The organism is Kaistia terrae (assembly GCF_026344005.1).
Classification (GTDB): Bacteria; Pseudomonadota; Alphaproteobacteria; order Rhizobiales; family Kaistiaceae; genus Kaistia; species Kaistia terrae.
This window is the reverse complement of record NZ_JAPKNH010000003.1, coordinates 512,621-527,135: the sequence shown is the minus strand read 5'-3', so window position 1 is coordinate 527,135 and position 14,515 is coordinate 512,621. Positions and strand designations below refer to the sequence as shown.

Below are 14,515 nucleotides of genomic sequence, written 5' to 3'. Positions count from 1 at the left end.
AGTGCGTGCATTGGCTCCGGCGGGGGGCGACACCGGGCGTCCCTGGATGACCGAGATCCGGGCCACGACCCTGCTGTCGGTGCCGCTGATCCTCACCAATCTGGCGCAGACGGTCATCACGGCGACGGATGTCGTCATCCTTGGTTGGGTCAGCGCCAGCTATCTCGCCGCCGGTGCGCTCGCCAGCAATCTCTATTTCGCCTTGCTGATCTTCGGCATCGGCCTCGTTTCCGCCGTCTCGCCGATGGTGGCGCGCGAGCGCGGACGCAACCGCCATGCCGTTCGCGAGGTCCGCCGTACCGTGCGCCAGGGGCTCTGGGCATCGGTCATGGTCGCGGTTCCGTTCTGGGTCATACTCTGGCACACGGAGGGGATCCTTCTGTGGCTTGGCCAGGATCCTGATCTTGCAAGGCTCGCCGCCGCCAATATGCGCGGCTTGCAATGGGCGATCCTGCCCTTCCTCTGGTACGTGGTGCTGCGCTCCTTCATTGCCGCCCTGGAACGGCCGTTCTGGTCCCTGATCGTGGGCATGGGTGGCGTCGTGTTCAACGCGCTCATCGTCTGGGCGCTGGTTTTCGGCCATTTCGGCTTGCCGGCGCTCGGGATGTTCGGTGCGGGCATTGGCAGCACGCTTTCGGCAGCGTTGATGTGCCTCGGCATGGCGCTGGTTTGTGTCCGTGACAGGCAGTTTCGCCGCTATCGGATCTTCGGCCGTTTCTGGCGGGCCGATTGGCCACGTTTCGCCGCCCTGTGGCGGCTGGGCGTGCCGATGGCGGTTGCCGTCTGGATGGAAGTCACGGTCTTCAATGCCGCCGTGTTCCTGATGGGGCTAATCAGCGCCACGGCGGTGGCGGCGCATGCCATCGCTATTCAGGTGGCGTCGCTCTGCTTCATGATTCCGCTCGGTTTTTCGCAAGCCGCCACTGTGCGTGTCGGGATCGCTTATGGCGCCGGCGACCCCGAAGCCATTCGCCGCGCGGGCTGGACGCCCTTCGTCCTCGGCGTCGGCTTCATGGCCTGCACGGCCATGATGATGTTCCTGATTCCCCAGACCCTGATCGGCGTTTTCCTCGATCGAACCGATCCGGCCAACGCCGAGGTGATCGCGCTCGCGGTTTCCTTCCTCGGCATCGCAGCGCTGTTCCAGGTCTTCGATGGAGCGCAGGCGATCGCCGGCGGCATGTTGCGCGGCCTGCACGATGCGCGGGTGCCCATGATCTATGCCGCGATCGGCTTCTGGGGCGTGGGGCTCAGCCTCAGTGTCGTGCTCGGCTTCTGGGCCGGATTGCAGGGCATTGGCATCTGGATCGGACTGGCGACCGGACTTGCAGCGGTTTCGGCGCTCCTGATCGCGCGGTGGCTGCGTCGTGAGCGGCTGGAGCTTGTGCGCGGCGGGACGGCGCCCATCGTGGCGCCCATTGCGGTGCATTGATCCGGGCGCGCTATTTTCGGCAAAGGTCTCGCGGTTGCGAGGTGCCTTCCTATATTGGGCGCAGAGTTTCGCCCCGGAGAACACCATGCGCCTTGGATTTGCCCTGACCGCCGCTGCCATGACCATTGCCGCCATGCTGGTCGGCGCCGGGTCGGCGCAGGCCGCCGACGATCCCGACCTGATCTTCAAGGAATCGACGACCTTCAAATGGGTCACGCCGAACGACAAGATCGCTGTTTACGGCGTCGATGATCCGGAGGTTGCCGGTGTGGCCTGCCATTTCGCCGCCGCCGAGCGGGGCGGGGTCAGCGGCATGTTCGGCCTTGCCGAGGAAACGTCCGACGTCTCGCTTGCTTGCCGCCAGGTCGGGCCGATTTCCTTCGCAAACAAGATCTCCCAGGGCGAGGAGATGTTCCGCCAACGTCGTTCGATCTGGTTCAAGAAGATGCGGATCTCGCGCGGCTGCGATGCCAAGCGCAATGTTCTTGTCTACCTCGTCTATTCGGACAAGCTGGTCGACGGCAGCCCGAAAAATTCCATTTCCAGCGTGCCGATCATGCCGTGGGGCGATCAACCGGCCCCCCGATGCGCTGATTTCATGAAGTAGCCCGCTGTTCGGTCATCAACGGCTGGCGAAGCGATCCGCGCCGTTTTGACCAACAAGCCTTGCCGGAAGCCGCGCGAGGCTCTAACCGATGGGCAGTATTCTATTCGGAGCTTTTTCGCATGAACGCCATTGTCCGCCAGCCCGATCCCAAGAAGCTGATCCAAGGCGCGACCGGGGACTGGGAGATCGTGATCGGCCTCGAGGTCCATGCCCAGGTTCTGTCGAAGTCGAAGCTGTTCTCCGGCGCTTCGACAGAATTTGGCGGGCCGCCCAATTCCCACGTCAGCCTCGTCGACGCGGCCATGCCCGGCATGCTGCCCGTCATCAACGAGGAATGCGTCGCGCAGGCGGTTCGCACCGGCCTCGGCCTGAAGGCGCAGATCAACAATTACAGCGTGTTCGACCGGAAGAACTATTTCTATCCGGATCTGCCGCAGGGCTATCAGATCTCGCAGTTCAAGCAGCCGATCGTCGGCGAGGGCGAGATCATCATCGATCTCGACGGCGGCGAGAGCATCACTGTCGGCATCGAGCGCCTGCATCTGGAGCAGGACGCCGGCAAGTCGCTGCACGACCAGCATCCGACCATGAGCTTCGTCGACCTGAACCGCTCGGGCGTGGCGCTGATGGAAATCGTCTCGAAGCCGGACATGCGTTCGGCCGATGAGGCCAAGGCGTACCTGACCAAGCTGCGTACCATTGTGCGCTATCTCGGCACCTGCGACGGCAACATGGACGAAGGCTCGATGCGCGCCGACGTCAACGTCTCCGTCCGCCGGCCCGGCGAGCCGCTCGGTACGCGCTGCGAAATCAAGAACGTCAACTCGATCCGCTTCGTCGGCCAGGCCGTCGATTATGAAGCGCGTCGCCAGGTTGGTATTCTCGAGGACGGCGGCACGATCCAGCAGCAGACCCGCCTGTTCGACGCCAACAAGGGCGAGACGCGGTCGATGCGCTCGAAGGAAGAGGCGCATGACTATCGCTACTTCCCCGATCCCGATCTGCTGCCGCTGGAGCTGGATCAGAGCTGGGTCGAAGGCCTGCTGGCAGCCCTGCCGGAGCTTCCCGACGCGAAGAAAGCTCGCTTTATCAGCGATTTCGCACTCTCGCCCTATGACGCCAGCGTGCTGGTCCTGGAGCGCGACACGGCCGACTATTTCGAGACTGTCGCCAAGGGCCGCGACGCCAAGATCGCCGCCAACTGGGTCACGCAGGAACTCGCGGCACGGTTGAACAAGGACGGCAAGGACATCGCGTCGAGCCCGGTCTCGGCCGAGCAGCTTGGCGCCATCGTCGATCTGATCGGCGACGGGACGATCTCCGGCAAGATCGCCAAGGATCTGTTCGAGATCGTCTGGAACGAGGGCGGCGACCCGAAGGCGGTTGTCGAGGCGCGCGGCCTGAAGCAGGTCACCGACACCGGCGCGATCGAGAAGGTCGTCGACGACATCATCGCCGCCAACCCAGAAAAGGTCGAGCAGGCCAAGGCCAAGCCGACGCTCGCCGGCTGGTTCGTCGGCCAGATCATGAAGGCCTCGGGTGGCAAGGCCAACCCGCAGGTCGTCAACGATATCCTGAAGAAGAAGCTCGGTCTGGAGTAGGGCGGGCAGCTGCAGGACGACTGAATTCCGCGCTATGGTCGCCCCCGACGTTCACGGAAATGTCGAGAGGGCGATCATGACGAAGATTGTGCGGAAGACACAGGCGAGCGCCACGGGTGCGACAGCGCTGGGGGCGCTCGCGATCGGTGCGGCGGCGATTGGCGCGATCGCCATCGGCGCTATGGCGATCGGCCGCTTGCGGATACGGGAAGCCCGTATCGACAAACTGTCCGTAGGGACGCTGACGGTCGAGCATTTCGACGTCCGCGATCCGGGACGATAGGGGCTGCTTTCAGGCCAAGCGGCCTCGGCTCAAGGTGCACCGATCTTGATGCTTCGTACGGAAGCCTTGCCTTGCCGTGGTGTGAATCCCAATTATGAGGTGCGATCACCTATCGCTCGCCGATCGGTGATCGATCCAGCCCTAGCCAAAGCCAAAGGTTTCCCATGACCGTGAAGCAGACGCAGCCGATCGAGCTGCATTACTGGCCGACTCCGAACGGCAAGAAGATCACCATCATGCTGGAGGAGCTGGGCGTTCCCTACAGCCTCCACTACGTCAATATCGGCAAGGGCGACCAGTTCAAGCCAGAATTCCTCGCCATTTCGCCGAACAACAAGATGCCGGCAATCGTCGATCCGGAAGGCCCGGACGGCAAGCCGATCTCGGTGTTCGAGTCGGGCGCGATCCTGCTCTACCTCGCCCGCAAATTCGGCAAGTTCTATCCCGCAGCTGATGAGCGTGCCCGCGTTGAGGTTGAGGAATGGCTGATGTGGCAGATGGGCGGCTTTGGCCCAATGCTTGGCCAGCGCAATCATTTCTCGGTCTATGCGCCCGAGCGCATTCCCTACGCCACCAAGCGCTACCAGGACGAGACGCATCGCCTCTATGGCGTGCTCGATCGTCGTCTTGCCGACCGCGATTTCGTCGCCGGCGACTATTCGATCGCTGACATGGCAATCTTCGGCTGGGCGGCCGGATGGGAAACCCAGCAGTTTGACACGACGGAGTTTCCGAGCGTGAAGCGCTGGATCGACCGGATGAACGCGCGGCCCGGCGTCGAGCGCGGCATGGCGGTCAAGGCGCCTGTCGCCCCCGTCAGCCTGGCGGACGACAAGGAAGCACAGAAGATCCTCTTCAATCAGCGCGCTCGCTGATTCTTCAAAATGCGAATATCGGGCTCGTCATCCCTCGATCGAGGTTGGCGAGCCCGCTCTGTTTTCGTCAAAGCCGGCTTGCTGGCTGGAAAAGGACCTTTGCTTCCAAGCATATGACGAAAGGTCCGCGGTCGGTTACGATCCCTGCCGAGCGATACAGGCTTCCGGTATTCAAGTTGAAAATCGGTCCGATCAAACATACTATGATAGCGAGATTGGATCGGCATTCCCCTGCGAGTGCTGGCCGAGGCTGAGGGCAGGCATCAGGGAAGGGGCCGGGCGATGCGTGGCACCCAGGATAAGACACGACAGCTCCGGCCAACAGGCAAGGAGCGCAGCGGGAGTTTGTCCGACAAGGTCGCGGCCGAGCTCGGCCGCAGGATTGTTTCCGGTGTCTACAATCCTGGCGACACCTTGCCGACTGAGCCGAAAGTTCAGGAAGAGTTCGGCGTATCGCGGACAGCCGTGCGCGAGGCAATCCGTCTGCTTTCCGCCAAGGGGCTGACCGTATCGCGGCCAAAGATCGGTACCAAAGTACGCCCGCGCGTCGATTGGAACATGCTGGATGCCGATGTCCTGCATTGGCAGATCGATCAGCGCCCGAGCGACGAATTCATTCACTCCCTCTTCGAGATGCGCGAGATTATCGAGCCCGCGGCGGCGTCCCGGGCGGCCGAGCGCGCCACGCTTGAGGAGATCGAGCTGCTGAGCCGGGCGCTCGATGGCATCAAGAACCGCGATCGCGGCAGCGTCGAGCAGATCCGCGCCGATCTCGCCTTTCACATGACCGTCTTGGAAGCCTCGCACAATCCGATGCTTCGATCGGTCGGCGGCTTGATCGAGTCGGGGTTGATCATCAGCTTTTCGCTCGGCTGGCGGACTGTCATGGGCGACGACGCCGTGCTTCAGCATCGCGACGTCTACGAGGCTATTCGCGACCGCAATTCGGAAGAGGCGTTCCTCGCGATGCGCAGGCTGCTGCGCAATGCGAAGGGCAACGTGTTCGATTCTATTTGGGTGGGCCGCAACGCGGGCGCCGCCGGCGAGATCCGCGTCGGATAGACCTTTCATACCAGCATCACGGAACAGGCCGCAGGCTCACGCGAAGACGGCCGCTTGGGACAACAGGAGAGAAACGATGAGACTGATGCAGATCAAGACCGAGAACGGCGCGCGCGCTGTCGTCGCCACGGTGCCGAACGGCGCCGGCGAGCGGTCCTATATCGTGCCGGGCTATGCCACCGTCTATGCGCTGGCGCAGGCCGCCATCGCCGCTAAGTCTGGCATCGAATCCATCGTCGAGGCAGCTTCCGTCGGCGTCACCGAGGAAGTCGACCGCGCGGCGCTGCTGGCATCCGGCCACGTGCTGACGCCGATCGACCATGAGGATCCGGCGCATCTGCTGATCACGGGTACCGGCCTGACGCATCTCGGCTCCGCCTCGGCTCGCGATGCGATGCACAAGACGCCGGACGAGGAAGAAGTCCTCACCGACTCGATGAAGATGTTCCGCATGGGTCTCGAGAACGGCAAGCCGGCGGTTGGCCAGCATGGCGTCCAGCCGGAGTGGTTCTACAAGGGCGATGGCGCGCTGCTCGTCGGTCCCGGCCAGCCGCTGACCGCTCCGTCCTTCGCGCAGGACGGCGGCGAGGAGCCGGAAGTCGCCGGCATCTACATTGTCGGCGACAATGGCCAGCCCTACCGGATCGGCTTCGCCATGGCGAACGAGTTCTCCGACCACATCATGGAGCGGGTGAACTACCTCTACCTCGCCCATTCGAAGCTGCGTCCTTGCTCGCTTGGCCCGGAACTGCTGGTCGGCGCGCTGCCGGACGACGTTCGCGGCCGTTCGCGCATCCTGCGCGACGACAAGGTGATCTTCGATGAGCCCTTCCTGTCGGGCGAGGCGAACATGTCGCACACGCTTGCCAATCTTGAATATCACCACTTCAAGTACGACTTCTTCCGTCGTCCCGGCCAGGTGCATGTCCACACCTATGGCACCGCTACGCTGAGCGTGGCCTTCGGAATCAAGACGGAAGCCGGCGACGTTTTCGACATCCAGTCCGACACGTTCGGCCTGCCACTGACGAACCCGCTCGCCTTTGCTCCCGAGGAGAAGGTGTCTGTCACCCAGCTTTGAGGCTTGGCCATTGGGGGGCTTGAGGGTTACAAGGGAGTAACTCCGAGCCTTCCTCCAAAGCTCCCCATCGCCCGGCCTTGTCCGGGCGAATCCGTTTCACGACGTTCAAGGATGATCTGATGAGCGAACTCCACAAGAATTACATTGGCGGCGAGTGGGTTGGCGGCGACGCACGTCCCAACATCAACCCGTCCAACACGAACGAAGTGGTCGGCGAATACGCGCAGGGTACCGCTGCGGACGCCAAGGCTGCCATCGATGCGGCTACCGATGCGTTCAAGACCTGGTCGCTCTCGGGTATCCAGCAGCGCCACGACATCCTGAAGGCGACTGGCGACGAGATCCTTGCCCGCAAGGAAGAGATCGGCCGCCTGCTGGCTCGCGAGGAGGGCAAGACCCTTCCCGAGGCTATCGGCGAGACCGCCCGCGCTGCGCAGATCTTCCACTTCTTCGCTGGCGAAACCCTGCGCATGGCCGGCGAGATCCTGCCGAGCGTTCGTCCGGGCATCGAAGTCACCGTCACCCGCGAGCCGGTCGGCGTCGTCGGCCTGATCACGCCGTGGAACTTCCCGATCGCGATTCCGGCCTGGAAGCTGGCTCCGGCCATCGCTTACGGCAACACCGTCGTGCTGAAGCCTGCCGACCTGGTTCCGGGCTGCGCCTGGACCATCGTCGACATCCTGGTTCGCAACGGCCTGCCCAAGGGCGTGGTCAACCTGGTCATGGGCCGCGGTTCGGTCGTCGGCCAGGTGATCCTCGAGTCGCCGAAGGTCAACGCCGTTTCGTTCACCGGCTCGGTCGGCACCGGCAAGAAGGTCGCCGAAGCCTCGATCCAGGTGATGCGCAAGTTCCAGCTCGAGATGGGCGGCAAGAACCCGACCATCGTCCTGGACGACGCGGACCTCAAGGTTGCCGTCGAAACCACGGCAAACAGCGCTTTCTTCTCGACCGGCCAGCGTTGCACGGCTTCGTCGCGCCTGATCGTCACCGAGCAGATCCACGACAAGTTCGTCGAGGCGCTGGCAGCCCGCATCAAGGATCTCGTCGTCGACGACTCGATCAAGCAGGGCACGCATATCGGCCCGGTCGTTGACCAGAGCCAGCTCGATCAGGACCTGAAGTACATCCAGATCGCCAAGGATGAGGGCGGTACGCTCGTCGTCGGCGGCGATCGCATCGAGCGCGAGAACCCCGGCTTCTTCCTGCAGCCGGCGCTGTTCACCGGCACGACGCCGGACATGCGCATCAACAAGGAAGAAGTCTTCGGCCCGGTCGCCAGCGTGATCAAGGTCAAGGACTACGAGGAAGCTCTGGCTGTCGCCAACGACACGCCGTTCGGCCTTGCCTCCGGCATCGTCACGACCAGCCTGAAGCATGCCAGCCACTTCCGCCGCAATGCCGAGGCCGGCATGGTGATGGTCAACCTGCCGACGGCAGGCGTCGACTACCACGTGCCGTTCGGTGGCCGGAAGGCTTCGAGCTACGGCCCGCGCGAGCAGGGCAAGTACGCCGCCGAGTTCTTCACGACGGTCAAGACGTCCTACACGCAGCCGTAATCGGCTGTCGCCAATGACTTCGGAACGGGCGCCTTCGGGCGCCCGTTTTCGTTTCGGAGAGGGGTTTACGCGTTAGCGGGCCGTTAGCGCACCGTTACCCGGAACAGCAATGAATGCCGACTGGGCTACCGTCATTTGACATGCAGGTATTTACCTGCATATTCTGTTCTTCCAGATGAGTGAGATCGATGCAGGCCGACGATGTTTTCAAAGCACTGGGCGACCCGACCCGCAGGAGGCTGCTTGACCTTCTTTGCGAACAGAACGGGCAGACGCTCGGCCAGCTTTGCGAGCACCTCGACATGACCCGGCAATCCGCCACCCAGCACCTTGGAATTCTGGAAGCGGCCAATCTGGTGAGCACGGTTCGGCGCGGCCGGGAGAAGCTGCACTTCATCAATCCGGTGCCGCTGCACGAGGTCTACGAGCGATGGGTGCGCAAGTTCGAGAGGCAGCGGCTCAGCCTGCTGCATGATCTGAAGAAAGAACTCGAGGGAGAGTGACATGGCCAGACAGACGACGAGCTTCGTGTATGTGACCTATATTGTCTCGACGCCGGAAAAGGTGTTCGAGGCGATCATCAAACCGGAAATCGCTAGACGCTACTGGGGCCACGAGAACGTCTCGGACTGGAAGCCCGGTTCGGACTGGCAGCATGTCCGCGCCAATGACGAGCGCAGGGTCGATCTGGTCGGCAAGGTCCTCGAGATCTCGCCGCCGACCCGCCTCGTGATCAGCTGGGCGGATCCGGCTCGGGCCGCCGATCCGGCAAGCTACAGCCGGGTGACCTTCGCGATCGAGGAATATGAGGACATGGTTCGGCTGACCGTCAGCCATGACGAACTCGAAGCCGGCAGTGGCATGGAGAAGGGCATCACGCAGGGCTGGCCTGTCGTCCTTTCCAGCCTGAAGTCCTTCCTGGAAACCGGCCGCGCGATTGACGTTTTCGCCAAGCCGAAAGCGGCCTGATCCCTCGCATTGGAGCGTGATGATGACGACGTCTTATACGGGCGGGTGCGCGTGCGGCGCGATCCGCTATGAAACCAGCAGCGAACCGATTGTCGAGCTGCACTGCCAGTGCCGCCACTGCCAGCAGCGCAGCGGCACGGGACACAGCTCCTACCTGACGTTCGGCCAGCGCTCCGAAATGACGATCACCGGCGAGGCGAGCGAGTGGCAGGTCGCCGGCGACAGCGGCAATCTGAAGGTCCATGCCTTCTGCCCGACCTGCGGGACGCCGGTCTATTTGACCTTCGTCGCCATGCCGGATCTGATCGCGGTCCATGCGGCAAGCCTCGACGAGCCGGCGCGGTTCCATCCGCAGATCGTCACCTACGGCGCCCGCGCCCAACCCTGGGACAGGCTGGACCCCGCGCTGCCGCGGTTCGAAGGAATGCCGAGCGGGTAGGGCGGGTTGCTCATTCTTGCGGCTAAGCAAGACCCTCACCCCAACCCTCTCCCGCAAGCGGGAGAGGGGGATCGGCTACGGTTGTGGCAGCACGGCACCAAGCCCCCACGCTGCCGTTGCCAAACCTCGACCATCATCCTGAGGCGCCCGGCAAAGCCGGGCCTCGAAGGAGGGTTCAGGCAAGGCTCTACCGTGCCTGCCATAAAATCGGAGGGCTCCGCTGGAGCCTCCTTCGAGGCTTCGCTGCGCGAAGCACCTCAGGATGATGGCGGTGCAGGGGGATAGGCTGGAACGCTCAGATGTTTGGGCGAAGGCCCCGGAGGCTTTGGGCAGTCGCTCGCCCGCCGCCTCACGGCAGGCCAGCACCGCGCATCCATTGGTCTCGGTCCTAGATCGCCGGGCGATCCAGCACCAGGATGTCTTCCCGCGTAAAGTTGACCGTCACCGGCTGGCCGCGCTCCGGCGGGGCGCTGTGCGGGCGGTTGAAAGTGTCGAGCGAGACGATGTTGGAGCCGAAGCGGACGCGGATGCGGACGACCGAGCCGAGGAAATGCACCTCGTCGATGGTGCCGTTCAGATTGTTGCTGCCGCCATTGGCATGGCCGATCGACAGCGCCTCCGGGCGAAGCGCGAGGGAGAGCGTGTCGCCGGTGCTGGCACCGCCGAGTTCTCGCGCCGTGAAGATCTCCTGGTCGTCGATGCCGAGCCGGCCCGAGGTCGAATCCAGCACCTGGCCGTTCAGGATGTTGAGCGTGCCGACGAAGGACGCGACGAAGCGGGTGGTTGGATAATTGTAGATCTCGAAGGGCGTGCCCAGCTGCTCGATCCGGCCGTCATTCATGACGCAGATCCGGTCCGACATGGAGAGCGCTTCCTCCTGGTCGTGAGTGACGTAGATTGTCGTGATGCCGAGCGCGCGCTGCACCGCGCGGATTTCCTCGCGCAGCGAGATGCGGATCTTGGCGTCGAGGGCGGAGAGCGGCTCGTCCAGCAGCAGGATCTTCGGCTGGATGGCGAGTGCACGCGCCAGCGCCACGCGCTGCTGCTGGCCGCCGGAGAGCTGGTAGGGATAGCGGGCGCCGACGTCCGGCAGCTTGATCAGCTCCAGCATCTCCTTGACCCGCTTCGTGATCTCGGCCGATGACTTCTTCGCTACCTTGAGGCCGAAGGCGATGTTGTCGGCGACGGTCATGTTCGGGAACAGCGCATAGGCCTGGAACACCATGCCGATATTGCGCTGGTTGGGGCGCAGATCGGTGACGTCCTTGCCGTCGATCTTGATCGTGCCGCTGGTCGGCGTCTCGAAGCCGGCGATCATGCGCAGCGTCGTCGTCTTGCCACAGCCGCTCGGCCCCAGGAACGAGATGAACTCGCCCCGCTCGACGGCCAGATCGATGCCATGGATCGTCGTCTGGTTGCCAAAAGTCTTGGTCAGGCTTTCGAGCGTCAGGAATGCCATGCTTGGTTGTCCCAATTTCAGCGGCGCGCCGCGTTCTGGCGTCCGCCGCCGAAAAGCTGGATCAGGCCCATGCAGGCCCAGGTGATGATGAAGGCGATGATGGCAAGCGCTGCCGGCTCATAAGCGCGGTTGGCGCCGATCAGCTGCAGATAGGGGCCGAAAGCCGGCCGGTTCAGAAGGCTGGCCATGGTGAATTCGCCGATGACGATCGCAAAGGTCAGGAACGCGCCCGAGAGGACTGCGACCCGGACGTTCGGCAGGATCACCTGGAACAAAATGCGCGGCCAGGAGCTGCCGAGGCTCTGGGCGGCCTCCGTCAGCGTGCGGACATCAATGGCGCGTAAACCCGTATCCACCGCCCGGTACATGTAGGGCAGGGCGAGCGTGACATAGGCGCAGGTCAGCAGGAAGTCGGTGCCGCGCACGGAATTGGTCAGCGGGATCCAGGATGAGGAATTGTACATCCTGAGATAGCCGAACACGAGCACGATGGCCGGGATGACCAGCGGAAGCAGCGTGATGAACTCGACCAGCGGACGCAGGCGCGGCAGCTTCAATTGCACGACATAGGCGGTCGGCACCACCAGCAGCACGCCGAAGATGATGGCGGCGACCGCGATCAGCGCCGAATAGGTGAAGCTCGCCTGGAAGTTCGGATCGCCGAGCACGATGCGATACGCTTCGAAGGAATATTCGCCCCGCTTCATGCGCAGCGAGAATTCGAAGGTCGCGATCAGCGGCACGAGAAAATAGATCATGCCGACAATGATCGCGATCCAGGGACCGATACGGGCGCGCATTATCGTACCCACCTCTCGCTACGCGATCGGAGCCAGATATAGGCGCCGTTCGACAGGCCGGTAATCAGGATCATGCCGAGCGCCAGCGCATAGCCCAGATGCGGGTCATGCAGCACGTCGCCACGGATCTGCGCGAACAGCAGGATGGTGATGATGTTGAGCGACGAGCCGGTCAGCGCATAGGCCGTGGCGATGGCGCCGAAGGCATTGGCGAACAGCAGCAGGAACGAGCCAAGCAGGCTCGGCCACAGGATCGGGAAGGCGATCATCCGCCAGTATTGCCAGGTCGAGGCGCCAAGGATGGCCGAGGCCTCGCGCCATTCGCGCTTCAACCCATCGATCGCCGGCGTCATGATCAGGATCATCAGCGGGATCTGGAAATACAGATAGGTGATGGTGAGGCCTGCAAAGCTCAGCAGGTTGAAGCCATAGCGATAGATGTTGATGCCGAAAATGCTGGTGATCAGCGCCGTCACCAGGCCCGAGCGCCCCAGCGTCGCCAGAAAGGCGAACGCGAGCGGCACACCGGCAAAATTCGAGGCGACGCCGGAAAAGGTCATCATCGTCGGCCGGATCCAGCGCGGCAGATTGCCGAGCACGACCGCATAGGCGAGCAGGAAGCCGAGCAGGGCGCCGCCAAAGGCGGAGGCCGCGCTGATCGCAATGCTCAGCCGATAGGCCTTGATGATGGTGGGCTGGTTCAGATTGGCGATGTTCTGCAGCGTGAAGCTGCCATCCGGCGTCTGGAACGCGCCGATGATCAGATAGCCCGCCGGCAGGATCAGGAACATCAGCGCGAAGATCATGAAAGGCACGACGCCGAGCCAGGTCAGCGGCAAGGCGCGCGGCTTTGAAGGGGCGATCTCGACTGTCGTTTGAGCCATAAGCTACCTGTGGTGACCGCTGTTCCAGAGTGCAGGATGCTGGCGCACCCAACAAGAGGCAAGGGCAGGGCAGAAATAAAGCCGGCTGGCCAAGCCTGCGGACATAGCCGGCAAAGGGATTAAAAAAGAGCCTGGTCAAGACCAGGCTCTTCCGACTCGCGTCAGCCCGGTTGGGCCGTGGTCTTGCGATTACTTGGCGACTTCCGCGCCGACAACCGAATCCCACTGCTTGCTGATCACTTCCTTCGAAGCATTCTGCTGCTCGACGGTCGGGAACACCGCCTTGGCATAGGATTCAGCCGGCGGCAGCTTGGCGAGCAGATCGGCCGGGATCTTGCCGTTCTTGGCGAGATCGTCGAAGCGGATCGGGTGGCAATAGCCCTTCAGCCAACCGAGCTGGCCTTCGTCGGAATAGAGATATTCCATCCACAGCTTGGCGGCGTTCGGATGCGGCGCGAAGGCGCTGATCGCCTGGACATAGACGCCGGCGACGACGCCCGTCTTCGGCACGACGACTTCGGCGGCCGGGTTGCCCTTGAGAATATCGCGCCAGCTGAGGGCGTTATAGTCCCAGGCGATGATGACCGGGGTCGAGCCCTGGGCCAGCGACGCCGACTTGCCGATGACGGGGACGAAATTGCCCTTCTTGTTCAGCTCGGCGAAGAACTTGAGGCCTTCTTCGCCCGCCTTGGCAATGTCGCCCTTCGAGCCGGAAAGGCCGGCGGCGAATACGCCCTGGATCGCCTGGTTGGCAACGCGCGGGTCGCCGGCCAGCGCCACCGAATTGGCGAGATCGTCGGAGAGCAGGTCCGACCAATCCTGGGGCACATTCTTGACGATGTCGGTGTTCACCAGGAACGACAGCACGCCGTAATAGTCGCCGTACCAATAGCCATCGGCATCCTTGGCGGCGTCCGGGATCGTGTCCCAGGTCGCGACCTTGTAGGGCTGCAGCAGGCCTTCGGCCTTGGCCGACGGGCCGAAGGAGAGGCCGACGTCGATCACGTCGGGAGCCTGCGGGCCGGTATTGCCCTTGTTGGCCTTGATCGCCTCGATCTCGTCGCCCGAGCCGGCGTCCGGATTGAGTTCGTTGACGGCGATGCCGTACTTCGCCTTGAAGCCTTCGATCAGGGCGCCATAGCCGCACCAGTCATGCGGCAGCGCGATGGTGGTGAGCTGGCCTTCCTTCTTGGCGGCCGCGATCAGTTCGTCCATGCTCTGGCCGAAGGCCACGCCGGTCGTCGCGCAGATGGCGAGCGCGGATACCGACATCCGCATCCAGTTCGTCTTCATGCTTCTTCTCCCTCGGCGAAGTTTCGCCCAGTTGCCCCGGCGCGGCCCCCTGGCCGGCCTGATGATAAGCCGTCTACTTTCAACGCTAGCACGCATTCTTGAAGCTTGGATGTCGCTCGGAGTCGAGGCGCCACTTGGCTTTTCGCCTGTTTTGCAAAGGTTTGGCGCGATTCG

15 protein-coding genes are annotated in these 14,515 nt (G+C 63.2%); 11 read left to right on the top strand and 4 right to left on the bottom strand.

What is annotated here, in order from left to right; all coding sequences use genetic code 11:
* Nucleotides 1-46 precede the first annotated feature (46 nt).
* From OSH12_RS12060 to OSH12_RS12010, 11 genes are all read left to right on the top strand, one after another.
* Nucleotides 47-1,432, top strand: coding sequence for an MATE family efflux transporter (locus OSH12_RS12060; RefSeq protein WP_266343791.1), 1,386 nt, complete (start codon nt 47-49; stop codon nt 1,430-1,432).
* 118 nt (nt 1,433-1,550) lie between these two features.
* A complete protein-coding gene (locus tag OSH12_RS12055) occupies nt 1,551-2,039 on the top strand; it encodes a CreA family protein (protein WP_380225240.1) in 489 nt (162 codons plus the stop codon).
* A 119-nt stretch (nt 2,040-2,158) separates the two neighbouring features.
* On the top strand, nt 2,159-3,640 hold the full coding sequence (gene gatB, locus OSH12_RS12050) for an Asp-tRNA(Asn)/Glu-tRNA(Gln) amidotransferase subunit GatB (RefSeq protein WP_266343789.1): 1,482 nt from the start codon (nt 2,159-2,161) through the stop codon (nt 3,638-3,640).
* Nucleotides 3,641-3,716: 76 nt separating this feature from the next.
* Entirely contained in the window at nt 3,717-3,923 is a 207-nt protein-coding gene (locus OSH12_RS12045) for a hypothetical protein (protein ID WP_266343788.1), read from the top strand.
* A gap of 164 nt (nt 3,924-4,087) precedes the next feature.
* A complete protein-coding gene (locus tag OSH12_RS12040; RefSeq protein WP_266343787.1) occupies nt 4,088-4,798 on the top strand; it encodes a glutathione S-transferase N-terminal domain-containing protein in 711 nt (236 codons plus the stop codon).
* Between the two features lie 345 nt (nt 4,799-5,143).
* The gene (locus OSH12_RS12035) at nt 5,144-5,860 is read left to right on the top strand and encodes a FadR/GntR family transcriptional regulator (RefSeq protein ID WP_266343786.1); all 717 of its coding nucleotides are present in this window, start codon (nt 5,144-5,146) and stop codon (nt 5,858-5,860) included.
* A 76-nt stretch (nt 5,861-5,936) separates the two neighbouring features.
* Nucleotides 5,937-6,941, top strand: a complete 1,005-nt coding sequence (araD1, locus tag OSH12_RS12030; protein WP_266343785.1) for an AraD1 family protein — start codon at nt 5,937-5,939, stop codon at nt 6,939-6,941.
* Between the two features lie 119 nt (nt 6,942-7,060).
* Complete coding sequence (locus OSH12_RS12025) at nt 7,061-8,497, top strand: aldehyde dehydrogenase family protein (RefSeq protein WP_266343784.1); 1,437 nt, start codon at nt 7,061-7,063, stop codon at nt 8,495-8,497.
* 188 nt (nt 8,498-8,685) lie between these two features.
* Nucleotides 8,686-9,000: an ArsR/SmtB family transcription factor gene (locus tag OSH12_RS12020; protein ID WP_266343783.1), complete on the top strand. Its 315-nt coding sequence runs from the start codon at nt 8,686-8,688 to the stop codon at nt 8,998-9,000.
* 1 nt (nt 9,001) lies between these two features.
* On the top strand, nt 9,002-9,466 hold the full coding sequence (locus OSH12_RS12015; RefSeq protein WP_266343782.1) for an SRPBCC family protein: 465 nt from the start codon (nt 9,002-9,004) through the stop codon (nt 9,464-9,466).
* Nucleotides 9,467-9,488: 22 nt separating this feature from the next.
* Entirely contained in the window at nt 9,489-9,905 is a 417-nt protein-coding gene (locus tag OSH12_RS12010; RefSeq protein WP_266343904.1) for a GFA family protein, read from the top strand.
* A gap of 388 nt (nt 9,906-10,293) precedes the next feature.
* On the opposite strand, the gene OSH12_RS12005 is transcribed toward OSH12_RS12010, so the two are convergent.
* The 4 genes from OSH12_RS12005 to OSH12_RS11990 all read right to left on the bottom strand — a co-directional run bounded on the left by OSH12_RS12005 (nt 10,294) and on the right by OSH12_RS11990 (nt 14,341).
* Nucleotides 10,294-11,364 carry an ABC transporter ATP-binding protein gene (locus tag OSH12_RS12005; protein ID WP_266343781.1) on the bottom strand — a complete coding sequence of 357 codons (1,071 nt, stop codon included), beginning with the start codon at nt 11,362-11,364 and terminating at the stop codon, nt 10,294-10,296.
* A 17-nt stretch (nt 11,365-11,381) separates the two neighbouring features.
* Nucleotides 11,382-12,164 carry an ABC transporter permease gene (locus OSH12_RS12000; protein WP_266343780.1) on the bottom strand — a complete coding sequence of 261 codons (783 nt, stop codon included), beginning with the start codon at nt 12,162-12,164 and terminating at the stop codon, nt 11,382-11,384.
* Nucleotides 12,164-13,048: an ABC transporter permease gene (locus tag OSH12_RS11995; protein WP_266343779.1), complete on the bottom strand. Its 885-nt coding sequence runs from the start codon at nt 13,046-13,048 to the stop codon at nt 12,164-12,166. Before OSH12_RS11995 ends, OSH12_RS12000 begins: the two co-directional genes overlap by 1 nt.
* 189 nt (nt 13,049-13,237) lie before the next feature.
* Nucleotides 13,238-14,341 carry an ABC transporter substrate-binding protein gene (locus tag OSH12_RS11990; RefSeq protein ID WP_266343778.1) on the bottom strand — a complete coding sequence of 368 codons (1,104 nt, stop codon included), beginning with the start codon at nt 14,339-14,341 and terminating at the stop codon, nt 13,238-13,240.
* Nucleotides 14,342-14,515 lie beyond the last annotated feature (174 nt).